At 64.1% G+C, this 24,203-nt stretch carries 19 protein-coding genes; 4 read left to right on the top strand and 15 right to left on the bottom strand.

Features of this window, described 5'->3' with window-relative positions; genetic code table 11:
• The first annotated feature begins 1 nt into the window (after position 1).
• A complete protein-coding gene (locus tag AC5QPF_RS25500) occupies positions 2-3,073 on the top strand; it encodes an efflux RND transporter permease subunit (RefSeq protein ID WP_494960435.1) in 3,072 nt (1,023 codons plus the stop codon).
• A gap of 85 nt (positions 3,074-3,158) precedes the next feature.
• Here the strand turns inward: AC5QPF_RS25500 and AC5QPF_RS25495 are convergent, their stop codons facing one another.
• The 3 genes from AC5QPF_RS25495 to plsB form a co-directional block, all read right to left on the bottom strand.
• Positions 3,159-3,848, bottom strand: coding sequence for a DUF4197 family protein (locus tag AC5QPF_RS25495; protein WP_494960434.1), 690 nt, complete (start codon positions 3,846-3,848; stop codon positions 3,159-3,161).
• 30 nt (positions 3,849-3,878) lie between these two features.
• Positions 3,879-4,277 carry a YbaY family lipoprotein gene (locus tag AC5QPF_RS25490; RefSeq protein ID WP_494960433.1) on the bottom strand — a complete coding sequence of 133 codons (399 nt, stop codon included), beginning with the start codon at positions 4,275-4,277 and terminating at the stop codon, positions 3,879-3,881.
• 89 nt (positions 4,278-4,366) lie between these two features.
• Entirely contained in the window at positions 4,367-6,847 is a 2,481-nt protein-coding gene (plsB, locus tag AC5QPF_RS25485) for a glycerol-3-phosphate 1-O-acyltransferase PlsB (protein WP_494960432.1), read from the bottom strand.
• A gap of 218 nt (positions 6,848-7,065) precedes the next feature.
• Here plsB and AC5QPF_RS25480 point away from each other — a divergent pair, with 218 nt between their 5' ends.
• Complete coding sequence (locus AC5QPF_RS25480; protein ID WP_009395290.1) at positions 7,066-7,275, top strand: cold-shock protein; 210 nt, start codon at positions 7,066-7,068, stop codon at positions 7,273-7,275.
• A gap of 75 nt (positions 7,276-7,350) precedes the next feature.
• Here AC5QPF_RS25480 and AC5QPF_RS25475 read toward each other — a convergent pair whose 3' ends face one another.
• The 4 genes from AC5QPF_RS25475 to AC5QPF_RS25460 form a co-directional block, all read right to left on the bottom strand.
• Positions 7,351-7,728 (bottom strand): hypothetical protein, encoded by a 378-nt coding sequence (locus AC5QPF_RS25475; protein WP_458978692.1) that lies wholly within the window; start codon positions 7,726-7,728, stop codon positions 7,351-7,353.
• A gap of 19 nt (positions 7,729-7,747) precedes the next feature.
• Positions 7,748-8,560 (bottom strand): putative RNA methyltransferase, encoded by an 813-nt coding sequence (locus tag AC5QPF_RS25470; RefSeq protein WP_494960431.1) that lies wholly within the window; start codon positions 8,558-8,560, stop codon positions 7,748-7,750.
• Positions 8,560-9,711, bottom strand: coding sequence for a succinyl-diaminopimelate desuccinylase (dapE, locus tag AC5QPF_RS25465; RefSeq protein WP_494960430.1), 1,152 nt, complete (start codon positions 9,709-9,711; stop codon positions 8,560-8,562). The genes AC5QPF_RS25470 and dapE overlap by 1 nt, the downstream gene beginning before the upstream one ends.
• Positions 9,712-9,937: 226 nt before the next feature.
• Positions 9,938-12,529 carry a glycosyltransferase gene (locus AC5QPF_RS25460; protein ID WP_494960429.1) on the bottom strand — a complete coding sequence of 864 codons (2,592 nt, stop codon included), beginning with the start codon at positions 12,527-12,529 and terminating at the stop codon, positions 9,938-9,940.
• Positions 12,530-12,833: 304 nt separating this feature from the next.
• On the opposite strand from AC5QPF_RS25460, the gene tcdA reads away from it, so the two are divergent.
• Positions 12,834-13,658, top strand: a complete 825-nt coding sequence (tcdA, locus tag AC5QPF_RS25455) for a tRNA cyclic N6-threonylcarbamoyladenosine(37) synthase TcdA (protein WP_494960428.1) — start codon at positions 12,834-12,836, stop codon at positions 13,656-13,658.
• Here the strand turns inward: tcdA and AC5QPF_RS25450 are convergent.
• The 5 genes from AC5QPF_RS25450 to pncA all read right to left on the bottom strand — a co-directional run bounded on the left by AC5QPF_RS25450 (position 13,637) and on the right by pncA (position 17,507).
• On the bottom strand, positions 13,637-14,047 hold the full coding sequence (locus AC5QPF_RS25450; RefSeq protein WP_494960427.1) for a SufE family protein: 411 nt from the start codon (positions 14,045-14,047) through the stop codon (positions 13,637-13,639). The two genes, tcdA and AC5QPF_RS25450, sit on opposite strands and share 22 nt — an antisense overlap.
• Positions 14,044-15,249, bottom strand: coding sequence for an aminotransferase class V-fold PLP-dependent enzyme (locus AC5QPF_RS25445; RefSeq protein ID WP_494960426.1), 1,206 nt, complete (start codon positions 15,247-15,249; stop codon positions 14,044-14,046). The genes AC5QPF_RS25450 and AC5QPF_RS25445 overlap by 4 nt, the downstream gene beginning before the upstream one ends.
• 55 nt (positions 15,250-15,304) lie before the next feature.
• The gene (gene dapD, locus AC5QPF_RS25440) at positions 15,305-16,339 is read right to left on the bottom strand and encodes a 2,3,4,5-tetrahydropyridine-2,6-dicarboxylate N-succinyltransferase (protein ID WP_494960425.1); all 1,035 of its coding nucleotides are present in this window, start codon (positions 16,337-16,339) and stop codon (positions 15,305-15,307) included.
• A gap of 39 nt (positions 16,340-16,378) precedes the next feature.
• Positions 16,379-16,726, bottom strand: coding sequence for an ArsC family reductase (locus tag AC5QPF_RS25435; RefSeq protein WP_330076248.1), 348 nt, complete (start codon positions 16,724-16,726; stop codon positions 16,379-16,381).
• 130 nt (positions 16,727-16,856) lie between these two features.
• Complete coding sequence (gene pncA, locus AC5QPF_RS25430; RefSeq protein WP_494960424.1) at positions 16,857-17,507, bottom strand: bifunctional nicotinamidase/pyrazinamidase; 651 nt, start codon at positions 17,505-17,507, stop codon at positions 16,857-16,859.
• 222 nt (positions 17,508-17,729) lie between these two features.
• On the opposite strand from pncA, the gene AC5QPF_RS25425 reads away from it, so the two are divergent.
• Positions 17,730-19,376: a Na+/H+ antiporter gene (locus AC5QPF_RS25425; RefSeq protein WP_494960423.1), complete on the top strand. Its 1,647-nt coding sequence runs from the start codon at positions 17,730-17,732 to the stop codon at positions 19,374-19,376.
• Between the two features lie 57 nt (positions 19,377-19,433).
• Here AC5QPF_RS25425 and AC5QPF_RS25420 read toward each other — a convergent pair whose 3' ends face one another.
• The 3 genes from AC5QPF_RS25420 to AC5QPF_RS25410 all read right to left on the bottom strand — a co-directional run bounded on the left by AC5QPF_RS25420 (position 19,434) and on the right by AC5QPF_RS25410 (position 24,187).
• Complete coding sequence (locus AC5QPF_RS25420) at positions 19,434-20,087, bottom strand: EF-hand domain-containing protein (RefSeq protein ID WP_494960422.1); 654 nt, start codon at positions 20,085-20,087, stop codon at positions 19,434-19,436.
• A 177-nt stretch (positions 20,088-20,264) separates the two neighbouring features.
• Positions 20,265-21,461, bottom strand: a complete 1,197-nt coding sequence (gene dapC / locus AC5QPF_RS25415; RefSeq protein WP_494960421.1) for a succinyldiaminopimelate transaminase — start codon at positions 21,459-21,461, stop codon at positions 20,265-20,267.
• Between the two features lie 23 nt (positions 21,462-21,484).
• Positions 21,485-24,187: a [protein-PII] uridylyltransferase gene (locus tag AC5QPF_RS25410; protein ID WP_494960420.1), complete on the bottom strand. Its 2,703-nt coding sequence runs from the start codon at positions 24,185-24,187 to the stop codon at positions 21,485-21,487.
• Positions 24,188-24,203: the final 16 nt, after the last annotated feature.

Below are 24,203 nucleotides of genomic sequence, written 5' to 3'. Positions count from 1 at the left end.
GATGGGTTTCAACCTTTCCGCCTGGGCCTTGCGCAACCGGTCGATCGTACTGTTCCTGATGCTCCTGCTGGCCATCGTCGGGGCCTTGTCCTATACCAAGCTCGGACAGAGTGAGGACCCGCCCTTCACCTTCAAGGCCATGGTCATCCGCACCCTGTGGCCCGGCGCCAGCGCCGAGGAAGTCTCGCGCCAGGTTACCGAGCGCATCGAGAAGAAGCTGATGGAGACCGGCGAGTACGAGAAGATCGTCTCGTTCTCGCGGCCCGGTGAGTCTCAGGTCACTTTCATGGCCCGCGACTCCATGCATTCGGCGGACATCCCCGAGCTGTGGTACCAGATCCGCAAGAAAACCGCGGACATCCGTCACACCCTGCCACCGGGTATCCAGGGACCGTTCTTCAACGACGAGTTCGGCACCACCTTCGGCAATATCTACGCCCTGACCGGCAAAGGCTTCGACTACGCCACGCTCAAGGACTACGCCGACCGCGTGCAGATCCAGCTGCAGCGGGTCAAGGACGTGGGCAAGGTCGAGTTGCTGGGCCTGCAGGACGAGAAGATCTGGATCGAGCTGTCCAACACCAAGCTGTCCACCCTCGGGCTGCCGCTGGAGGCGGTGCAAAAGGCCCTGGAAGAACAGAACGCGGTGAGCACCGCGGGCTTCTTCGAGACCCCGACCGAGCGCCTGCAACTGCGGGTCACCGGGCGTTTCGACAGCGTCGAGCAGATCGAGCAGTTCCCTATCCGGGTCGGCGAGCGCACGTTCCGCATCGGCGACGTGGCCGATGTCCATCGCGGGTTCAACGATCCACCCGCACCGCGCATGCGCTTCATGGGCGAGGACGCCATCGGACTCGCGGTATCGATGAAGGCGGGCGGTGACATCCTGGTTCTGGGCAAGGCTCTGGAAGCCGAGTTCGCCCGTATCGCCAACAACCTGCCGGCGGGCATGGAACTGCGCAAGGTCTCCGATCAGCCAGCAGCGGTGAAGACCGGCGTCGGCGAGTTCGTCCGCGTGCTGGTGGAAGCCTTGGCCATCGTCCTGCTGGTGAGCTTCTTCTCCCTCGGCATGCGCACCGGCCTGGTGGTGGCGCTGGCCATTCCGCTGGTGCTGGCGATGACCTTCGCCACCATGTACTACCTGGGCATCGGCCTGCACAAGATTTCCCTCGGCGCGCTGGTACTGGCCCTGGGCTTGCTGGTGGACGACGCGATCATTGCCGTGGAGATGATGGCGATCAAGATGGAGCAGGGCTTCGACCGCCTCAAAGCGGCCAGTTATGCCTGGACCAGCACGGCATTCCCCATGCTCACCGGCACTCTGATCACTGCGGCAGGCTTCCTGCCTATTGCCACCGCGCAGTCCGGCACCGGCGAATACACCCGCTCGATCTTCCAGGTGGTGACCATCGCCTTGCTGGCGTCCTGGGTCGCGGCGGTGGTGTTCGTGCCGTACCTCGGCGAGCGCCTGCTGCCAGACCTGGCCAAGCTGCATGCGAAGAAGCATGGCACCACCGACGACGGTGAGACTGACCCCTACGGCACGCCGTTCTACCAGCGCGTGCGGCGCCTGGTGGGCTGGTGCGTACGTCGGCGCAAGACGGTGATCGTGGCCACCGTGGCCTTGTTCGTCGCCAGCGTCATGAGTTTCCGCTTCGTCGAGCAGCAGTTCTTCCCGGCTTCGGGGCGGCTGGAACTGATGGTCGACCTCAAGCTGGCCGAAGGCGCCTCGCTGAGCAACACCGCGGTACAGGTCAAGCGCCTGGAAGAGATGCTCAAGCAGAAGGAAGGCATCGACAACTACGTGGCCTACGTTGGCACCGGTTCGCCGCGCTTCTACCTGCCGCTGGACCAGCAACTGCCGGCGGCCAGCTTCGCGCAGTTTGTCGTACTGGCGAAGACCATCGAGGACCGCGAGGTCCTGCGTACCTGGCTGATCGACACCCTGAACGAGCAGTTCCCCGACCTGCGCTCCCGGGTCACACGCTTGGAAAACGGCCCGCCTGTGGGCTATCCGGTGCAGTTCCGGGTGACCGGTGAGCATATCGAGGAAGTCCGCGCCCTGGCACGCAAGGTGGCGGCCAAGGTCCGTGAGAACCCCCATGTGGCCAACGTCCACCTGGACTGGGAAGAGCCGAGCAAGGTGGTCTACCTGAACATCGATCAGGACCGTGCTCGTGCTTTGGGCGTCAGTACCGCCGCGCTGTCGAAGTTCCTGCAGAGCTCGCTGACGGGCAGTAGCGTCAGCCAGTACCGTGAGGACAACGAACTGATCGAGATCCTGCTGCGCGGCACCGTGCAGGAACGCACCGAACTGGACCGCCTGGCCAGTCTCTCGGTGCCCACTGACAACGGCCGCAGCATCGCCCTGTCGCAGGTGGCGACCCTGGAGTACGGCTTCGAGGAAGGCATCATCTGGCACCGTAACCGCCTGCCCACCGTCACCGTGCGCGCCGACATCTACGGCAAGGACCAGCCAGCGACCCTGGTCAAGCAGATCCTGCCGACCCTGGAGCCGGTGCGTGCGGAACTGCCGGACGGTTACCTGCTGGAAGTCGGCGGTACCGTTGAAGACTCGACCCGCGGGCAAAACTCGGTGAACGCCGGCGTGCCGCTGTTCATCGTGGTGGTGCTGACCCTGCTGATGCTGCAACTGCGCAGCTTCTCGCGCATGACCATGGTGTTCCTCACTGCGCCGCTGGGCCTGATCGGGGTGGTGTTGTTCCTGATGTTGTTCCGTCAGCCGTTTGGTTTCGTCGCCATGCTCGGGACCATTGCCCTGTCGGGGATGATCATGCGCAACTCGGTGATCCTGGTGGACCAGATCGAGCAGGACATCGCGGCGGGGCTGGGGCGCTGGCAGGCGATCATCGAGGCGACGGTGCGGCGCTTCCGGCCGATCGTGCTGACCGCGCTGGCGGCGGTGCTGGCGATGATCCCGTTGTCGCGCAGTGTGTTCTTCGGGCCGATGGCGGTGGCAATCATGGGCGGGTTGATCGTGGCGACGGCCTTGACCTTGCTGTTCCTGCCAGCGTTGTATGCGGCGTGGTTCAGGGTCAGGAAAGAAGAATAGGCGGGGGGAGGGCTTCAAGCTTCAAGCTGCAAGAAAAAGCGTGGTGCTCTGACTTGCAGCTTGAAGTTTGTAGCTCAAAGAAAGATCAGAGAGCGCCGAAGACCTTCTTGGCCAGGCTGGTCGCCGCAGCCGCCGGGTTCTCGCGAATGCTGGCTTCCTGCTTGCCGATCATCTCGAACAACCCGTTGAGCGCCTGCTCGGTCACGTAACCCTCGATATTGGCGCTCTTTTGATCCACCACACCAAAGCTCGCGGCCTGGCCGGCGAACTGGTTGTATTTCTGCGCCACGCCCACCTTGTCGGTGGCGCTTTTCACGATCGGCAGGAACTTCTCGCGGATCTGCTCGCGGCTGGTCTTGCTCAGGTACTGGGTCGCCGAGTCCTTGCCGCCGCTGAGAATGCCCTTGGCATCATCCACGGTCATTTTCTTCACCGCGTCCAGCAGGATCGCCTGGGCCTGTGGCACGGCTGCCTCGGCGGCCTTGTTCATGCTGGTTTCCAGCTCATCGACCTGGGCGCCCATGCCGAACTGCTTCATTTTCTTCGCGACCTTACCCAGATTGCCCGGCAGCTCGATGCGCACGTCCGGGTTGTTGCTGAAACCGCCCGGGGTACCGAGTTGCTTGACGGCAATCTGCGCGCCCTGGCTCAGGGCGTCCTTGAGGCCGCCGGAGGCGTCTTTCTGCGACAGGTCACCAAGGGAAAGCGCCAGGGCACTGGCGGACAGCAGCAGGCCGGCACACAGGCCGGTGACGGTGAGGGTACGGCGAATCATGACGACATCCTTAATGATGAAAACGAAAAATCAACGAACCGCATCGACCTTGATGCGCAGCGGCTGCGGGTCGCTGCCGTCCAGTTGCACGCTGTGTTGCTCGGTGTTGATGAACAGCAGCTTGCCGTCCAGTTCGATCCGCGCGCTCACCGCGTAGCGGTGGCCGGGCTTGAGCTGGGCGCGGTCGTAGGACAGCTGGAACGGCAGCGGCACCTGGCCCTTGACCGGGCCGTTCTGGCTGGCGAGGGTCACGGCGGGGGCGTCGGCCAGGGAAATGTCCTGCAGGGCGACGTTCAGGGTTGCCGTCGGGGGCAGGGCGATGCGTTGCAGGTAGAAGACTTCGCCGTTCAGCGAGGCCTTGTCGGCAGGGGAATGGCTGGAACAGGCCACAAGCAGCGAGGCGCAGAACAGCATAAAGAGTTTTTTCATGGGGTCTCCGATCCTTGATACCGGCTTTTGGCCGATATCGAGGACTTTAGCGGATTTTTCGGTAATCGACTTCTCGCTGTTTTGTAGGATTATTCGCCGATAGCCGCTTCGTCGCGGTGCAGCGCCACTTGACGGATCGACAGGCGCACTTCCGCCGACAGCACGCGCTTCGCCGCACCTTCGGCCAGTTCGCCGAGCTTGTCATGGAAGCCCAGCTTGCCGGCTTCGTCAGGGCGCAGCACGCCCTGCTCCACCAGGGTCTGGATGAAATGACGGAACAGGCTCTTGTCGAAGAACTCCGGGGCATTGAGGCCGTGCAGGATCGACAGGCGCTGGGCCATGACCACGCACAGGTCTTCGAGCTCTTCGGCACTGAGGCTGTGCTGGCCGCTGTTGAGCAGCAGCGAGGTGGCCATGTAGAAGCGCTGCAGGGTCTGGGTGATGGCCCGGGCCAGCAGGGTCAGCAGGACGAATTGCCGCGAGCTCGGCGCCGGGCGCAGGTACACGCCGTTCTCCATGCGCAGCAGGCCCTGTTCGACGAAGGCCGCCAGCCACTGGTCGATCACTGCATCGAGCTCGTCCAGTTCCCAACGAATGAACAGCTCTGATTGCAGGTACGGGTACAGGGCGCGGGCGTACTGCAGGATCAGCTCGCGGCTCATCCGCGAACTGCTCTGGAAGAAGCTTGCGAGCAGTGCCGGCAGGGCGAAGATGTGTAGGACGTTGTTGCGGTAGTAGGTCATCAGGACGGCATTCTGCTCGTCCAGGTAGAGAATGCGACCGAGGGCATCGCGTTGTTCGGCCAGCAGGTCCATACCGCGGACATGGCTGATCAGCGCCAGGCCGTCGCCTTCCGGCAGGGTGGTGTGGGGCGAGTAGGGCACCTGGCGCAGCAGGGCCAGGTACAGGTCGAGCACGCGGGCCAGGGCGCGTTCGTCCAGGGCCAGGCGGCTGGTGGAGAGCAGCGCCAGGGCCACCAGGTTGACCGGGTTGATCGCCGCCGCTTCGTTGAGGTGGCGGGCGACTTTTTCGCCCAGGCGCGAGGTGGTTTCGTTGAGCCAGGCCGGGCGGAACTGCGGCGCGAGCTGTTGTTCGCGCCAGCCGGGTTGCTGCTGGTCGAGGAACTGGTTGAGGCGGATCGGCTCGCCGAAGTTCACCGAGACCTGGCCGAAGCGCTGCTTGAGCGCGCCAAGCACCTTGAAGATGTCGAAGATCGACTCCTTCTTCTTGCTCGCCCCGCGCAGCTCGCCGAGGTAGGTGCGGCCTTCCAGCACCCGCTCGTAGCCGATGTACACCGGCACGAAGACGATCGGCGTGCGCGACGAACGCAGGAAGCTGCGCAGGGTGATGGCCAGCATGCCGGTCTTGGGTTGCAGCATGCGCCCGGTGCGCGAGCGCCCGCCCTCGACGAAGTACTCCACCGGGAAGCCCTTGGTGAACAAGGTGTGCAGGTACTCGTTGAACACTGCGGTGTAGAGCGGGTTGCCCTTGAACGTGCGGCGCATGAAGAAGGCCCCGCCACGACGCAGCAGGCCGCCGATCACCGGCATGTTGAGGTTGATCCCGGCGGCAATGTGCGGCGGGGTCAGGCCGTTGCGAAACAGCAGGTAGGAGAGCAGCAGGTAGTCGATATGGCTGCGGTGGCACGGCACGTAGATCACTTCATGGCCCGGGGCGATGCCTTGGACCTGTTCGATATGGTTGACCTTGATACCGTCGTAGATCTTGTTCCAGAACCAGCTCAGCACCACTTCGAGGAAGCGGATGGCGGTGTAGGTGTAGTCCGAGGCGATCTCGTTGCCGTACTTCAGCGCCGTGGCCTCGGCCTTGGCCAGCGGGATCTTCTCGCGCTCGGCCTCGTCGAGGATTGCCTGGCGCACCAGCGGGTCGTGCACCAGGCCTTTGACCAGGTTGCGCCGGTGGGAAATGTCCGGGCCGATCACCGCAGCCTTGAGGTTGCGGAAATGCACGCGCAGCAGGCGCTGGGCCATGCGCACGGTGCGCTCGTGACCCTTGTTGTGCTCCACCAGTTCGCGCAGATGGATCGGCGCGGAGAACTGCACCCGGGTCTTGCGACCGAGGATGAGGATGGTCAGCAACCGGCGCAGGCGCCCGGTCACTGCCCAGCTGTCGGCGAACAGCAGTTTCCACGGGCTGGACTCACTGGCGGGTGACTGGCCCCAGAACACACTGACCGGAATGATCTGCGCATCCTGCTCCGGCTGCTGGCTCACCGCGCTGACCAGGCGGCCCAGAGTCGGTGGCGCGCCGCGCTTGTACTGGCGGCCGAGCCAATCCGGTTCCGGAGTCAGGTAGAAGAAGGCGGCGGGCTCCATCAGGTCGCCCACGGCCACGGGCAGTACCGGACGCGGCAGCCCCGCTTTGGTGCATTCGCGGTCGAGCACGGCCAGGTCGGTCAGCGACGGCGACTGGATCGCGTAGAACACCGGACGACTGCGGTCCAGGTTGAGGGTAAAAGAGGACTGGTTGATGGTCTCGGAGCGAACCCACAGGTACAACAGTCGGCGCAAGGCGCCGAAGATCAGGCGGCGCAGGGGAGAACGGGTCATACGGTGTGTGCTCTGAAAAATGGGACGCAAGTACAGACAGCAGGCAAGTGTGCCGTATCCGCGCAAGTTCAGCAAAAACCGGCCAGGTCATGAAAATTAATTTATGTCTGTCTTATACTCGGTCCGCCCCTTGCAGGGTTTTTCAGCAAGCGGCGTACGCAGGAGCGAAATCTCCCGCAGACAAGGCGAGTCCAAAATAAAAATCCGGAGTGTTACAGATGTCGTCTCGTGAGACTGGAAGTGTGAAATGGTTCAATGACGCCAAGGGCTATGGCTTCATTCAACGTGAAGGCGGGGCGGACGTTTTCGTTCACTACCGTGCGATTCGTGGCGAGGGTCACCGTACCCTGCTCGAAGGGCAACAGGTTGAATACAGCCTGACCCAAGGCCAGAAAGGCCTTCAGGCCGAGGATGTAGTGGGACTTTAAGCGGTCAGCTACAAGCCACAAGCTGCAAGCTGATCGTGCCCGTCTTGCAGCTTGCAGCTTGAAAACGCCAGCGGTTCAGCTGGTGCGCCAGGTGATTTCCTCTTCGCCGTCGGCGCTGATGCGGATCCAGCGGTCGGCGTCTTCTTCCCCTTCTTCCTCGACCCAGCTACCCGGTGCGCAACGCACTTCGACGTTCAGCGCGGCATGGGCGGCGCGGGCACAGGCGATGTCGTCTTCCCACGGGGTCTTGTCACTTTCCAGGTAAAGACTGTTCCATTTTCCTACGGCCTTGGGCAGCCAGGTAACAGGAATGTCACCGGCGGTACATTTGAAGGTCTGGCCTTTCTGCTTCCACTCGCTGCAAGGACCGAGGGCGGCCTCCAGCCAGGCGGCGATCTGCTTGTGGTCGACGTCGGCGTCCTTCAGGTAGATCTCGATATCGGGTTGGCGCATGGGGATTCTCCGGGAAGGCTCAGTCCTGCAGGACAAAATAGTCGTAACGCATCGACACCGTCACCTCGAACGGCGCCGCCTGGTCGATCACTGCAGCGCGGCGTTCGGCGCTGGCGCGCCAGCCATGGGGCGTCATCGCCAGCAGGTTGGCACGGTCGGCGGGCGCTGCCAGGCTCAGGCGGAATTCGAGGATTTCGCTGTGGGCGTGGGCCATGTCCGCCGGGACCAGGGCCAGGTGCTTGTCGTCGCTGTAGTCGCGGACCTCGTCGTAGAGCTTTTCGCGCAGTTCCATCAGGTGGCCGCTGGTGGGACCGACGCGCATCAGGCCGCCGCCGGGGCTGAGCAGGCGGCGGGCCTCCTGCCAGTCCAGAGGGCTGAACACGCTGGCGATGAACTGGCAACTGGCATCGGCCAGCGGCACGCGGGCCATGCTCGCTACCAGCCAGGTCAGTTGCGGGCTGCGCTTGCAGGCGCGCTTGACCGCCTCGCGGGAGATGTCCAGGGCATAGCCGTCGGCATCCGGCAGGGCCTCGGCGAGCTGCGCGGTGTAGTAACCCTCGCCGCAGCCGATGTCCACCCAGCGTGCCGGCGCGCGCTCGGCGGCCAGGGCGGCCAGGCGCGCGGCCACCGGGGCGTAGTGGCCGGCGTTGAGGAAGTCACGACGGGCTTCGACCATGGCCTGGTTGTCGCCGGGGTCACGGCTGTTCTTGTGCTGTACCGGCAACAGGTTCAGGTAGCCTTGGCGGGCGCGGTCGAAACGGTGGTTGGCGGGGCAGCCGACACCGTTGTCGAGGGCGCGCAGGGGTTCCCGGCAGATGGGGCAGGTGAGCATCAGGCGAGCAACCGGGTCAGGGTCTGGTAGTAGATCTCGGTCAGCACGTCGAGGTCGCTGGCCAGGATGCGTTCGTTGACCTGGTGGATGGTGGCGTTGACCGGGCCCAGCTCGACCACCTGGGTGCCCAGGGTGGCGATGAAGCGGCCGTCGGAGGTGCCGCCGCTGGTGGAGGCGCGGGTTTCGCGACCGGTCACCGCCTTGATGCTGGCGGAGACGGCGTCGAGCAGCTCGCCCGGCTCGGTGAGGAACGGCAGGCCGGACAGCGCCCACTCCACGTCCCAGTCCAGCTGGTGCTTGTCGAGGATCGCCGCGACGCGCTGCTGCAGGCCTTCGACGGTGGACTCGGTGGAGAAGCGGAAGTTGAACAGCGCGGTCAGCTCACCCGGGACCACGTTGGTGGCGCCGGTGCCGGAGTTCAGGTTGGAGATCTGGAAACTGGTCGGCGGGAAGAACGCATTGCCTTCGTCCCAGTGCTCGGCGGCAAGTTCCGCCAGGGCCGGGGCGGCCAGGTGGATCGGGTTCTTCGCCAGGTGCGGGTAGGCCACGTGGCCCTGCTTGCCGCGCACGGTCAGCTTGGCGCCGAGGGAGCCGCGGCGGCCGTTCTTGACCACGTCACCCACCAGGGTGGTGCTCGACGGTTCGCCGACGATGCACCAGTCCAGGCGCTCGCCACGCTCGCGCAGGCGCTCGACCACGGCCTTGGTGCCGTGGTGGGCCGGGCCTTCCTCGTCGCTGGTGATCAGGTAGGCGATCTTGCCGCGGTGGTTCGGGTAATCGGCGACGAAGCGCTCGGTAGCAATGATCATAGACGCCAGGCTGCCCTTCATGTCGGCGGCGCCGCGGCCGCAGAGCATGCCGTCGGCATCGATCAGCGCCTCGAACGGATCGTTCTGCCAGGCCTGCACGGGGCCGGTGGGGACCACGTCGGTGTGGCCGGCGAAGCACAGCACCGGACCGTCCTGGGTGCCGTGGGTGGCCCAGAAGTTGTCGACGTCCTCGAAGCGCATCGGTTCGAGCATGAAGCCGGCATCGCCCAGGCGTTGCATCATCTGTTTCTGGCAATCGAAGTCGAGCGGGGTCACCGACGGACGGCGGATCAGGTCGCAGGCCAGTTCGAGGGTAGGCGAGAGTTCGGCGGGGGCCGTCATGAAGGACTCCGGGAGCAAGGCGGGGGTACGTTTTGGGGCGTTATCTTATAGCAAAAGCACGAAGGCAGGACGCCGGATCGCTGCTGTTTGTCTGGGAAGGGAAGATAATGGCCGGGACTGCACGGCCCCTGTGGGAGCTGGCTTGCCAGCGATGAGGCCGGCACTGACGATGATGTTGTCAGATCTGGCCCTATCGCTGGCAAGCCAGCTTCCACAGGTGCTTGAGTCAGGCGGCGGGAGCCTGCTCCACGGCCTCGGCAGGCTTGGGCAGCGACGACAGCAATGCCATCACCAGCGCTGCCACATACGGCAGCGACTGCACCAGCAGCATCGCCACCCAGAAGCGCATGTCATTGCTCGGCAGTCCCTGGACCAGATAGATCCCGGCCGCCGCGCCCCACAGCAGGAGCATGATGAACAGCTCTTCCCGCGCCTCGGACAGCGCCACCAGCAGGCCATGGCTGTCGGCGTTCTTTGGCGTGCGGAAGAACGGGATGCTGCTGGTGAAGAACCCGTACAGCACCGCCTTGGCGATGGTATGCGACAAGGCCAGCCCGGCCAGCGCCGCGGCGAAGGCGTCCTTCAGGTTGACCCCTACCGCACGGCGGTAGAGGAAGACGATCTTGCCCACCTTGAACACGAACAGCGCCAGCGGCGGGATGGCGAAGATCAGCAGCGGCGGGTCGACCCGCTGCGGCACGATGATCATCGCCGCCGACCACAACAGCGCGCCGACGGTGAAGAAGATGTTCATGCCATCGGCGATCCACGGCAGCCAGCCGGCGAGGAAGTGATAGCGCTGGCCACGGGTCAGCTCAGTGTCCTTGCCCCGCAGCAGGCTGGCGGTATGGCGCTTGATGATCTGGATCGCGCCATAGGCCCAGCGGAAGCGCTGCTTCTTGAAGTCGATGAAGGTGTCCGGCATCAGGCCCTTGCCGTAACTGTTGTGGGCATAGGCGGCGGAATAACCTTTCTCGAACACCCGCAGGCCCAGCTCGGCATCCTCGCAGATGCACCAGTCGGCCCAGCCCAGTTCTTCCAGGACCGAACGGCGGGTCATGGTCATGGTGCCGTGCTGGATGATCGCGTCACGGTCATTGCGGGTGACCATGCCAATATGGAAGAAGCCCTTGTACTCCGAGTAGCAGAGCTTCTTGAAGGTGCTTTCGTTCTGGTCGCGATAGTCCTGTGGCGACTGCACCACGGCGATCTTCGGATCGGCGAAGTGCGGCACCATGTGCTTGAGCCAGTTGCGGTCGACGCAGTAGTCCGAGTCGATCACCGCAATGACCTCGGCATCCTTGGCGGTATGCGGGATCAGATAATTCAACGCGCCGCCCTTGAAGCCGGCCAGCGGTGAGACGTGGAAGAACTTGAAGCGTTCGCCGAGCAGTTCGCAGTGCGCCTTGATCGGCTCCCATACCGCCGGGTCCTTGGTGTTGTTGTCGATGATCAGGACTTCGTAGTCCGGATAATCCAGGGCCGCCAACGCGTTAAGGGTCTGCTTGACCATCTCCGGCGGCTCGTTGTAGCACGGCACATGCACCGAGACCTTTGGCCGGTAGGCTTCATCCGCTTGCACCGGCAGGAATTCGCGGCGACGCTTGTGAATCCAGACCGCTTCGGCCAGTTCATGGGCTTCGGTGAGCAGGACGATGAACACCCCCAGCGCGCCAAGGGCCAGGAGGAAGCCCACGGTCAGGCTGAACCAGGTGCTGTACTGCTGGCTGTAGTCGTAGCCGATCCACACCAGCACCGAACCGCAGAGGAACGCGATGAAGGTCAGGAAGGTGCGGCCACGTTGGCGCAGAGCCGAGCCGTCGATCAGCAGCATGGTCAGCGAGAGCAGGGCGAGGACCACGGAGCCCACCGCCAGCACGCGCCACTGCGGGATCGCCACTACCGGCCCTTCGAAGTTGAATTTCTGCTGGCGGGCAGCGTTGAACACGCCCCAGTAGGCTCCCACCGAGCCTTCGTCACTGGCTTTCCACGGTTGGTCGTAGGCTTCGATGACGAAGTAGTTGTAGCCCTGGCGGTTGAGCTTGTTGACCAGGGTCCGCAGGTAGATGGCCTGGTCGGCCTGGGTCGCGTCGGCACCGCCGCGCATGCGCCCGTTGCTCGGCCAGCCAACCTCGGAAAGCAGCAGCGGCTTGCGTGGGAACAGGTGTTTCATGTCGCGGGCACGGTCGAGGACGAACTGGCCGGCATCCTTCATCGGGATGAATTCCCAGTAGGGCAGGATGTGCGCGGCGATCAGATCGACGTGCTTGGCCAGTTCCGGGTGCTCCTTCCAGATGTGCCACTGCTCGGAGGTGGTCACCGGCACCTTGACGGCGGCGCGGACCCGATCGAGGTACTTGATCAGGTCCTCGGGGGTGATTTCCTTGCGGAACAGCGCTTCGTTGCCGACCATCACCCGCACCACGCTGCGCGAGGTGTTGGCCAATTCGATGGCCTTCTGGATTTCCCGTTCGTTGCGCTCCTGGTCGGGGCTGATCCACACGCCCAGGGTCACCCGCAGGCCGAATTCCTCGGCCAGCCGCGGGATTTCCGCCTGGGTGCCCTCGACCGTGTAGATACGGATGCTGTCGGTCAGCTTGCTCAGCTGTTCGAGGTCTTCACGGATTTCCGCTTCGGTGGGGTACTGGCCCTTTTGCGGACTTTCGCCGAGGCGGAACGGTGAATAGGAGAAACCGGAAATCTGCTCCGGCCAGTTGGGGGCAGAAACCGGGCGGTTGATCAGCGCCCAGAACCCGGTGAAAAGCGCGGCGATCGCCATGACGATCACCAGGTTGAGACCAAATTTACGCGATGACATAAGTTGTTCGAGTTCCGGAGAGTGGAACGGGCCCGCGTCGAGCGCGCGGATCCAGCGAGAAGTCGGGTTTGTTCCTGGAGGAAAGCCAACCTGACGGCCATTGGATTTTCTTCAGTCGATGAAGTTCTGAAGCCCGCTATATGTCGTCCAAGACTTTTTGCAGCGTAGGACACTTCGTCGGACATTAAAGCAGCTTTGCCATCATCCTGACCAATGTGCGGGCTGTCCGAAGGGTGTGGGGGCGGGCTGTCATTGCCCGCGCGGGGGCCTATAATGCGCGCCGGTTTTTTGCGGGGTGTGCGGCATGAGTACTGAGGATCCACGGTTTGCCGGCATTGCCCGGCTGTACGGCGTCGACGGCCTGAAGCGCCTGGGCGCTGCCCATGTGGCGGTGGTCGGCATCGGCGGCGTCGGCTCGTGGGCGGCGGAAGCGCTGGCGCGCAGTGGCGTCGGCGAGATTTCGCTGTTCGACCTGGACGACGTTTGCGTGAGCAACACCAACCGCCAGGCCCATGCCCTGGAGGGCAACGTCGGGCGAGCCAAGGTCGAGGCCATGGCTGAGCGCCTGCGCGCCATCAACCCGGCCTGCACCGTGCACACAGTGGCGGACTTCGTCACCCGCGACACCATGGCCGAATACATCACCGAGCAACTCGACTGCGTGATCGACTGCATCGACAGCGTGATGGCCAAGGCCGCGCTGATTGCCTGGTGCAAGCGGCGCAAGATCACCATCATCAGCACGGGTGGTGCCGGTGGGCAGATCGACCCGACGCAGATCCAGGTCGCCGACCTCAACCGCACCTACAACGACCCGCTGGCCTCGCGGGTGCGTTCGACCCTGCGCCGCGACTACAACTTCTCGCGCAACACCAGCCGCAGCTATGGCGTGCCGGTGGTGTTCTCCACTGAGCAACTGCGTTATCCGGGCGAGGATGGCGGCATCTGCCTGAGCAAGAGTTTCGTCGGGGAAGGCGTGAAGCTGGACTGCGCCGGCGGTTTCGGCGCGGTGATGATGGTCACGGCGACCTTCGGCATGGTCGCCGCTAGCAAGGCGGTGGACAAGTTGGTGGCCGGAGCGCGACGCCCGGCCGAGCGCAAGGCTGCTCAGCCGCCCGCAGCGAGCTGAGCCATGCGCTGCAGCACGGCGTTCAGGCCGTTGCTGCGCGAAGGGGAAAGCTGGCGGCTCAGGCCCAACTGATCGAACCAGCCGGGCAGGTCCAGTTGCTGCAGCTCGGCGCTGGACAGGCCGTCGACCCGTACCAGCAGCAAGGCCAGCAAGCCGCGGATCAACCGTGCATCACTGGCCGCAGCGAAGCGCCAGCGACCGTCCTGCTGTTGTGCCACCAGCCAGACTTTGCTTTCGCAGCCGTGGACGCGGTTGTCTTCCGACCTTTCCTCATCCGTCAGCGGTGCCAGACGCTCGCCCCATTGCATCAGCAGGCGTGCGCGCTGTTCCCAGCCCGAGGCGGCGGTAAAGGTAGCGAGCGCGTCTTGTGCTTCTTTCGGCAGACTCATCGCAGCAACTCCAGGGCCTGGTCCAGCGCCGAGAAGAAGTGCTGCAGATCGTCCGAGTCGTTGTACAGCGCCAGCGACACGCGGATCGCTCCGTCCAGGCCGAGGCGGTTGATCAGTGGCATGGCGCAGTGATGCCCGGCGCGCACGGCGACGCCCTGTTCGGTCAGCAGGTGCGAAAGGTCGGCGTTGTGCACGCCTTCCACCACGAAGCTGGCCAGGGCCGCCTCGGGAGCACCAAGGATGCGCACGCCTTCGCGGTCGTTGAGGCCGCGCAGCAGGTGGCGATGCAGAGCCGACTCATGCTCGGCTACGGCGGCAGCGTCGAGGCTGGCCAGGTAGTCCAGGGTTGCACCGAGGCCGATCACGCTGGCGATCGGCGGTGTACCGGCTTCGAAGCCCAGCGGTGCCGGGCGGAAGCTGGACTCCTGGTAGCCGGCCAGTTGCACCATCTCGCCGCCGAACTGCCAGTGGCGCAGCATGGCCAGGGCCTGGGTACGTCCGTAGAGCACGCCGAGGCCGTCCGGTCCGTACAGCTTGTGGCTGGAGAAGACGTAGAAGTCGCAACCCAGCTGGCTGACGTCATGGCGGCCATGGACGATGCCCTGGGCGCCGTCGACCACGGTCAGCGCACCTTGGGCACGGGCATGGTTGATCAGCGGTTGCAACGGCTGCCAGCTGCCGAGCACGTTGGACAACTGGCTGACCGCCAGCACCCGGGTACGGGGGCCGATCAGTTGCAACGCGGCGTCGAGGTCGAGCTGGCCGTTTTCCGCCAGGGGCAGGATCACCAGCTTCAGGCCGCGGCGCTGGGCCAGTTGCTGCCAGGGCAGCAGGTTGGCGTGGTGTTCGAGGGCGCTGACGGCGATTTCCTCGCCGGCCTCGAAACGGTGTTCAAGGCCGTAGGCAAGCAGGTTCAGAGCCGAGGTGGCGCCGTGGGTGAAGACGATATTGCCGTTGGCACCGGCATTCAGCCAGGCGGCGACCTTGTCGCGGCTGGCCTCGAAAGCCTGGGTGGCGAGGGCGCCGGGCAGGTGCTGGGCACGGTGCACGTTGGCCGCGCCATGGCCGTAGTAATGGCTCAGGGCGTCCAGCAATGCCTGGGGTTTCTGGGTGGTTGCCGCGCTGTCCAGATAAGTCTGGTGCTGGCGTTGCAGGGCGGCGATGGCGGGAAAGTCCGCACGCCAGGGGGAGGGTTGGAACATGATCTTCGCGCCTGGGAATCGGGTCTGGCGAAGGGCCAGACCCGAATCGTACCACTTAGTTGTGGGCGTGCAGCGCTTCGTTCAGCTCGATCGCCGACTTGTGGGTCTTGCACTCCACTGCGCCGGATACCGAGTTGCGGCGGAACAGCAGGTCGGCCTGGCCGGCCAGGTCGCGGGCCTTGACCACTTTCACCAACTGGTTCTGCTCGTCGAGCAGTTGCACCTTGGTGCCGGCGGTGATGTACAGGCCGGCTTCCACAGTGTTGCGGTCGCCCAGCGGGATGCCGATACCGGCGTTGGCGCCGATCAGGCAGCCTTCGCCGACCTTGATGACGATGTTGCCGCCGCCGGACAGGGTGCCCATGGTCGAGCAGCCGCCGCCCAGGTCCGAACCCTTGCCGACGAAAACGCCCGCGGAAACGCGGCCTTCGATCATGCCCGGGCCTTCGGTACCGGCGTTAAAGTTGACGAAACCTTCGTGCATGATGGTGGTGCCTTCGCCGATGTAGGCACCCAGGCGTACGCGGGCGCTGTCGGCGATTCGTACGCCGCTTGGCACGACGTAGTCGGTCATCTTCGGGAACTTGTCCACCGAGAACACTTCCAGCAGCTCGCCTTTCAGGCGTGCTTCCAGTTGCGCTTCGGCAAGTTCGGCCAGGTCGATGGCGCCCTGGCTGGTCCAGGCGACGTTTGGCAGCAACGGGAAGATGCCGGCCAGGCTCAGGCCGTGCGGCTTGACCAGACGGTGCGAGAGCAGGTGCAGCTTCAGGTAGGCTTCCGGGGTCGAGCTCAGGGTGGCGTCTTCGGCCAGCAGGGTGGCGACCAGCGGCTTGCTGCTTTCTGCCAGGCGAGTCAGCAGGGCGGCCTGGGCCGGATCGCCGGCCTTCACGGCGTCGGCCAGTTGCGCGGCCTGGGCGTTGCTGAACGCGATGGCCTGATTGCCACCTTCATAACCCAGTACCGGGGTGATGGCAGCGACCAGATCGGCGCTCGGGTTGAGCAGCGGCAGTGCGTAGAAGACTTCCAGCCAGGCGCCCTGGCGGTTCTGGGTGCCGACACCGAAGGCCAGGCTGAACAGGGATTGGGACATGCGGTTACCTCGTACTGAAATAGGGTGAAAGCGGGCGGCTCACTGCAGGGCGGCCGCGTACAGGTCCGGTTTGAAACCCACCAGGGTCTTGCCGCCCAGGTCGAGCACCGGGCGCTTGATCATCGACGGCTGGGCGAGCATCAGCTCCACGGCCCGTGCCTGGTCGAGGTCGGCCTTCTGCGCGTCATCGAGCTTGCGGAAGGTGGTGCCGGCGCGGTTGAGGATCTTTTCCCAACCGTGCTCGTCGCACCAGCGGTTCAGGCTGTCGCGGTCGATGCCTTGGGTTTTGTAGTCGTGGAAGTCGTAGCCGATGGCTTTTTCCTCAAGCCAGGTACGCGCTTTTTTCATCGTGTCGCAAGCTTTGATGCCGTAGAGAATGTAAGCCATTGAACTTCAAGGGGCGCCGGACATTCCCCGGGCGTCCCCGCAACTCCTCGAAAATTGGGGTGGGCGGGATTATGCGGCATCAATCGGCAAGGCGCCACGGCTGTGGCGCCGCCTTCTGACCGATGCGTTCTCAGGCGTCGCCGAGCAACTGCCGGGACTGGATGAAGATCACGCCGGCATCCTGCATGGCGGACAGAGCCTGCTCCAGCGAGTCGTCGCTGTCGATGGCCCGGCAGGCATCCAGTACCACGTAGGTGACGAAGCCTTCGCGGCGGGCGTGGAGGGCGCTCCAGGCCACGCAGAAATCCAGGGCCAGGCCCACGAGATAGACGGTGTTCACGCCTTTTTCCCGCAGGTAGCCGGCCAGGCCGGTGGTGGTCTGCTGGTCGGCTTCGTAGAAGGCTGAGTAGCTGTCGACCGCCGGATTGCCGCCTTTGCGCACGATCAGTTGGGTGTGGGGAATGTCCAGGCCGGGGTGGAACTGCGCGCCGTGGCTGCCCTGGATGCAGTGGTCCGGCCAGAGCACCTGCGGGCCGTAGGGCAACTCGATGACCTCGAAGGGTTGTTTCCCAGGGTGGCTGGAGGCGAAAGAAATATGCCCGGCGGGGTGCCAGTCCTGGGCCTGGACCACGTTACGGAAATCCGTGGCGAGGCGATTCACCAACGGCACGATCTCGTCGCCGTGGGGCACTTCCAGGGCGCCGCCGCGAGTGAAGTCGTTCTGGATATCGATCACGAGCAAGGCGCGATCGGGGCTATCGTTGTTCAGGGCGTTGGGCATGGCGTGGCCTTCCTTGTTTCTGGGGCTGCAAAGCAGCCCCAATTTGGCATCTGACTCATTATGTATTCTTGATGTGTAGCATGGTGTTACATATTCCCCGGCCACCTGCGACTTTTGTGCAGCGGCCCACCGGGGGTACCGCTCGTTACTATATGTGTCCAATGCCGCGCCCATGTCCAGCGCGCTGGCAGCGCTTTCGAATCGAACAGGAAACACGCACGCATGCAATCAGCCTATACCGTCCTCATCCTGCTGATGCTGGTCAGTGTCTCCAAGCTGGTGGGGCGGATGATCCCGCTGCCGTTGCCGCTGGTACAGATCGCTGCGGGGGCCTTGCTGGCCTGGCCGACCCTCGGTCTGCATGTGGCGCTCGATCCGGAACTGTTTCTCTTCCTGTTTCTGCCGCCCCTGCTGTTCTCCGATGGCTGGCGCATGCCCAAGCGCGAGTTCTGGCGCTTGCGCGGTCCGATCCTGACACTCGCCGTGGGACTGGTGCTGTTCACCGTGGTCGGCGCCGGCTACTTCATCCACTGGATCATCCCGACCATCCCGTTGCCGGTGGCCTTCGCTCTGGCGGCCGTGCTGTCTCCCACCGACGCCGTGGCGGTCTCGGCGATCACCCAGGACCGCCTGCCGACGCCGTTGATGCACATGCTCCAGGGCGAGGCGTTGATGAATGACGCGTCCGGCCTGGTGACCTTCAAATTCGCTCTGGCTGCAGCCATTACCGGGGTGTTCTCCCTGGCCGAGGCCAGCTTGACCTTTGTCCTGGTGGCGCTGGGTGGCCTGGCCATCGGCGTGGCCCTGAGCTGGCTGGTGGGACGCCTGCGCGCCTGGATGATCGCCCGCGGTTGGGACGATCCCGCCACCCACGTGGTGTTCATGCTGCTGTTGCCATTCGCCGCCTATGTGCTGGCCGAACGCCTCGGTGCTTCCGGCATTCTCTCGGCGGTGGCGGCGGGGATGATGCAGAGCTGGCTCGACCTGCTGCCGCGCCAGACCAGCACGCGCCTGCTCAACCGCAGTGTATGGTCGTTGCTGGAATTCGCTTTCAATGGCCTGATTTTCCTCCTGTTGGGTTTGCAACTGCCGGACATCATCAAGGCAGTGACCAGTCACGAAGCCTCGCTGTGGCCGACCCTGGCTTGGCGCTGCCTGGACGTGGTGGCGATCTTTGGCGTGCTGGTGCTGTTGCGCTTCGTCTGGGTGCAGAGCATATGGCGCCTGATCGGTCAGGTACGGCGCTGGCGCGGCAAGTCGGAACTGGTGCTGTTGCCCGATGCGCGCTCCTGCTGGCTGTTGACTCTTGGCGGGGTACGTGGAGCCGTGACCCTGGCGGGCGTGATGTCGGTGCCGCTGCTGATCAGCGCGGGCACCGGCTTCCCCGAGCGCGACCTGCTGATTTTCATCGCGGCCGGGGTGATCCTGCTGTCGCTGGTGGCGGCCTGCGTATCTTTGCCGTTGTTGTTGCGCGGGATCCAGAAGAGTCCCGACGACGCGCTGCAGCAGGAGGCCGACGAAGCCTGGCGGCGCACCGCCGAGGCGGCGATCCACGCCCTGGAGGCTGAGGAGACCGCCGAGCCCGGTGCCGCCCAGGACGCAGCCCAGGCCGCCCTCGCTGCCGAGCTCAAGGCACGGTTGATGGCTGAATACCGTCAGCAGCTCGACGCCTACAACGACAGCGCCGAAGCCCGTGCCCTGGCGGCGCAGATGGACCAGTTGGAGCGGCGTCTGCGCCTGCGCGCGCTGCGGGCGCAGCGCCTGGAGCTGTATCGTCTGCATCGGCATCATGAGGTCGGTGACGATGTGGTGCGCAGGGTGCTGGGGGAACTGGACCTGAGCGAGGCGAACCTGGGGGCGGTGAAGTGAAGCCGCGCAGCGGCAATCAATGCCCGCTGCGCGGCTGAGGCTGGCGATGCATCTGGTTCACCGACCGGAGATCCAGTCCAGGTAATAGTCCCTGAGGTACTCGACGAAGGAAATCTGCGAATTGCCATCGAGGTTGATCTTTTTGATCACGCCCTTCAGATCTTCCTCGGTCAGGTAGGGGCCGATCGCATCGCTGAACTCGTTGACGCTCACTTTTCCGTCGTTGTTCGTATCCTTTTGCATCAGTTCGCCGAGAATCCGTTGCAGTTGCTCGTCGCTGAGCGCTTTCGATCCGGCCCGTCCGACCTCCAGCCCGGTGAAGGCTTCAAAGTTGGACAGATTCCCGTCACCGTCGATATCGAGTTCCTGAAAAGCAAGCTCGTACATCTTGCGTTGCGATGCGCTCAGTTGCAGGTCCTTGCTGAGGGCTGCGATGAACTCGGCGCAAGTGACCTTGCCGTTCTTGTTGGTATCCCAGCTATCCAGTTTTTTCTGGATGGCGACCAGGTCAGGCAATTCCGAGCGCTCGATGAAGCTGTTGTTGTTTTTGTCCATTGCGTAGAGCAACTGGCTGACGGAACTTTCGCTGTAGCCTTTTGAAACCAGCATGTTGTTCAGCATGTAGGTGCTCAGTTTCTCTACGCCACCCAGCAACGGGTTTTTGGTGTCCGCACCCATGATTTCCATGACGGCCTGCAGGGTTGCTTCCATATCTCCACCTTCGAAGTTATGCCAGCCTCGGGAAAGGCTGTCGCGAAGACAGTTTTCGGCGGGAATACCAAGCGCGCAACTGACAGAAATATCAGTTGCGAGAGAGTGAGGGTTGGGCTAGCGCGAACTCTGGAAGGCGGTCGCCGCGGCGCAGATGCCGCGGCAATCCGATGCTCGTCAGCCTTCGATGAAGGCCCGAATCCGTTTCGCCGCTTCAACGCACTCGGCCAGCGGCGCGACCAGCGCCATGCGTACGCGGCCGGCACCTGGGTTGACGCCGTCGACATCGCGGGACAGGTATGAGCCTGGCACCACGGTCACGTGCTGCTGCTCGAACAGATTTCGGCAGAACGCCGCGTCATCATTGCCCGGGACCTTGGCCCAGAGATAGAAGCCACCGTCCGGCTTCTGCACGTCGAGGACCGGGGCGAGGATGTCCAGCACGGCGTCGAACTTCTCGCGGTACAGGTCGCGGTTGTCGCGTACATGGGCTTCGTCGTTCCACGCGGCGATGCTGGCCAGTTGAGTCTGAACCGGCATGGCGCAGCCGTGGTAGGTGCGATAAAGCAGGAAGGCCTTGAGGATCTCGGCATCACCGGCGACGAAGCCGGAACGCAGGCCCGGCAGGTTGGAACGCTTGGACAGGCTGTGGAATACCACGCAGCGCTTGAAATCGCTGCGGCCGAGCTCGGCGCAGGCGCTCAGCAGGCCCGGCGGCGGGCTTTGCTCGTCGAAGTACAGCTCGCTGTAGCACTCGTCGGCGGCAATGACGAAATCGTACTGGTCGGCCAGGGAGATCAGTTTCTTCAGGGTTTCCAGCGGTACCAGGGCGCCAGTGGGATTGCCCGGCGAGCACAGGAAGAGGATCTGGCAACGCTGCCAGACGTCCACCGGAACCGCGTCGAAGTCCGGGTTGAAGCCGTTGCTGTCCAGGCACGCCAGGTAATGCGGCTTGGCCCCGGCCAGCAGGGCCGCGCCCTCGTAGATCTGGTAGAACGGGTTGGGGCTGACGATCAGGCCGTCGTCGCTGCGATTGACCACCGCCTGGGTGAAGGAGAACAGCGCTTCGCGGGTGCCGTTGACCGGCAGCACGTGTCGGGCGGCATCGAGCCAGCCGGCCGGCACGCCGAAGCGGCGCTCGCACCAGTGGGCAATCGATTCGCGCAGGGCCGGCAGACCCAGGGTGGTCGGGTACACCGCCATCTGGTCGAGGTTGTCGGCCAGTGCCTTGGCCACGAAAGCCGGCGAGGTGTGCTTCGGCTCACCGATCGACAGCGCGATCGCGCGCTTGTCCGCCGCCGGCGTGACGCCGCCGAGGAGGGCACGGAGTTTCTCGAACGGGTAGGGCTGAAGCTGGTTCAAAGCGTTGTTCATCGGCGCAAGGTCTCGTCAATGCATTAAATGGTCAGGCGAAAGGATCCGGTTCCGCTGGCCTGGTCGACCCGCAACTGCTCGACGATCGCGTCCTGCAGGCGGCTGCACAGTTGGGGGTCGGAAAGTGGCTGGTTGTCGGCGTCGGTGATGAAGAACACGTCCTCCACACGCTCGCCGAGGGTGGCGATCTTGGCGTTCTGCAGCGACAGGTCGAAGTCCAGGAAGATCTTGCCGATCCGCGCCAGCAGGCCGGGGCGGTCGGGGGCGATGATTTCGAGGATGGTCACCGGGCGCTGGGCGTCGTTGAGGATGGTCACCTGTGGCGCGAAGTTGAAGTGCTTCAGTTGTCGCGGTACCCGACGGTGGATGATGTTCGGGTAATCGTCCGGGTTGCGCAGCGCCTCGGTCAGGCCTTCGCGGATCTGCTTGACCCGCTGCGGGTTGTCGCCGATGGCGCCACCGTCGTTGTCCAGCACGATATAGGTGTCGAGGGTGAACTGGCTGCTGGAGGTGATGATCCGCGCGTCATGGATGTTCAGGTTGAGCTGGTCCATGGCCGCCACGGTCACGGCGAAGAAGTCGTGCTGGTCGGGAGCGTAGATGAAGATCTGCGTGCCGCCCTCGAATTCGCGCTGGGTGGTTTCCTTGATCAGTACCAGCGGGCCGCTGTTGGCCGGCTGTTGCAGGATGGCGTCGGAATGCCAGGCAACGTCCGCGGCGGTGTGGCGCAGGAAATAGTCGTCGCCCAGTTGCGACCAGAGCTGTTCGACATCGTCCTGGTCGTTGCCTTCGCGGACCAGGATGTCCAGGGCCGCGCTCTGTGTCTGGCGGATCTGCTCCTCGCGGTCCAGCGGGTTTTCCAGGCCGCGGCGGATGGCGCGCTTGGTTTCGGTGTAGAGCTGGCGCAGCAGGCTGGCGCGCCAGGAGTTCCACAGGCTGGGGTTGGTGGCGTTGATGTCGGCCACGGTCAGCACGTAGAGGTAGTCCAGGTGTACTTGATCGCCGACCAGTTGGGCGAAGTCGTGGATCACCTGTGGGTCGGACAGGTCCTTGCGTTGCGCAGTGGTGGACATCACCAGGTGGTTCTGCACCAGCCAGACGATCAGGCGGCTGTCCCAGGCCGGGAGCTGATGGCGTGCGCAGAAGGCTTCGGCGTCGACCGCGCCGATCTCCGAATGGTCGCCCTGGCGGCCCTTGCCGATGTCGTGATAGAGCCCGGCGAGGTAGATGAGTTCGGGCTTGGGTAGACGGCCCATGAGCTTGCTGGCCAGCGGAAACTTCTCCGACACCGGCGTGTACTGCAGTTTGCGCAGGTGCTTGATCAGGTTCAGGGTGTGCGCGTCTACCGTGTAGATGTGGAACAGGTCGTGCTGCATCTGCCCGACGATCAGGCCGAACTCCGGCAGGTAGCGGCCGAGGATGCCGTAGCGGTTCATCCGGCGCAGGTTGCGGTGGATGCCGATCTCGCACTTGAACAGCTCGATGAACAAGCTGGTGTTACGGATATCGTTACGGAAATCGTCATCGATCAGGTGGCGGTATTCGCGCAGCAGGCGGATGGTGTCGGCGCGCACGCCTTTGATTTCGGGGTGCTGAGCCATCAGCACGAAGATTTCCAGCATGGCGAACGGGGTGCGTTTGAACACGTTCGGGCGCACCGCTTCGATATAGCCGTCGTGCAGCTGGAAGCGGGCGTTCAACGGCTGGGTGGTGGTGCTGCTGTCATCGGTAAGGATGACTTCCTCGAAGTGCTGGACGATCAGGTCGCTCAGCTCGGCGATGCTCAGCACGACCCGGTAGTACTGCTGCATGAACTGCTCGATGGCGCGCTTGGGGTTGTCATCGCTGAAGCCGAGCAGGGCGGCGATGCTGCGCTGATGGTCGAACAGCAGGCGGTCCTCGGCGCGCCCGGCGAGCATGTGCAGGGCGTAGCGGACCTTCCACAGGAACTCCTGGGAAGCGGCGAGCAGTTTGTTCTCGTCTTCCAGCAGGAAACCTTCACCCGCCAGGGCGTGAAGGTTCAGGGTGCCGTACTGGCGGCGGGCCACCCAGAGCACTGTCTGGATGTCACGCAGGCCGCCGGGCGATCCCTTGACGTTGGGCTCGAGGTTGTATTCGGTGTCGTTGTACTTGTGGTGGCGGGCCTTCTGCTCGGCACGCTTGGCCAGGAAGAACTCCTTGCTTGGCCACATGTACTCGGTGCTGGTGACGTCCAGCATGCGCTGGCGCAGGCGCTCGGGGCCGGCAATGGTGCGGCTTTCCATCAGGTTGGTGATCACCGTCAGGTCGGCACGGGCCTGTTCCGCGCACTCGTCTACCGAGCGCACGCTCTGACCCACTTCCAGGCCGATGTCCCACAGCAGGGTGAGAAAACGCTCGATCGAATCGCGGAAGACTTCGTGGTCGGCGCTGTCCAGCAGGATCAGCAGGTCGATGTCCGAGTAGGGGTGCAACTCGCCGCGCCCGTAGCCGCCCACTGCGACCAGGGCGATATCGGCCTCGTCGCTCCAGTCGAACTGCTTCCAGGCCTGTTGCAGGACATTGTCGACGAACCAGGCGCGATCCTCGATAAGCCGACGGATGTCGCGGCCTTCGCGGAAACGCTGGTCAAGCACCTCGCCGGCAAGGCGGATGGCCTTCTTGAACGCCGCGATGGGGCTTGACTTGAGGGCCAGTTCCGCCTGGAACTGGCCGCGATCGAACAGCTCGGGATCCACCTGGGGCATCGAATCGTCCTGTCTG

This window comes from Pseudomonas sp. Con_6, assembly GCF_059379395.1.
Note: the sequence above shows the minus strand (reverse complement) of the source record. Positions and strands in the feature narration are given on the sequence as shown.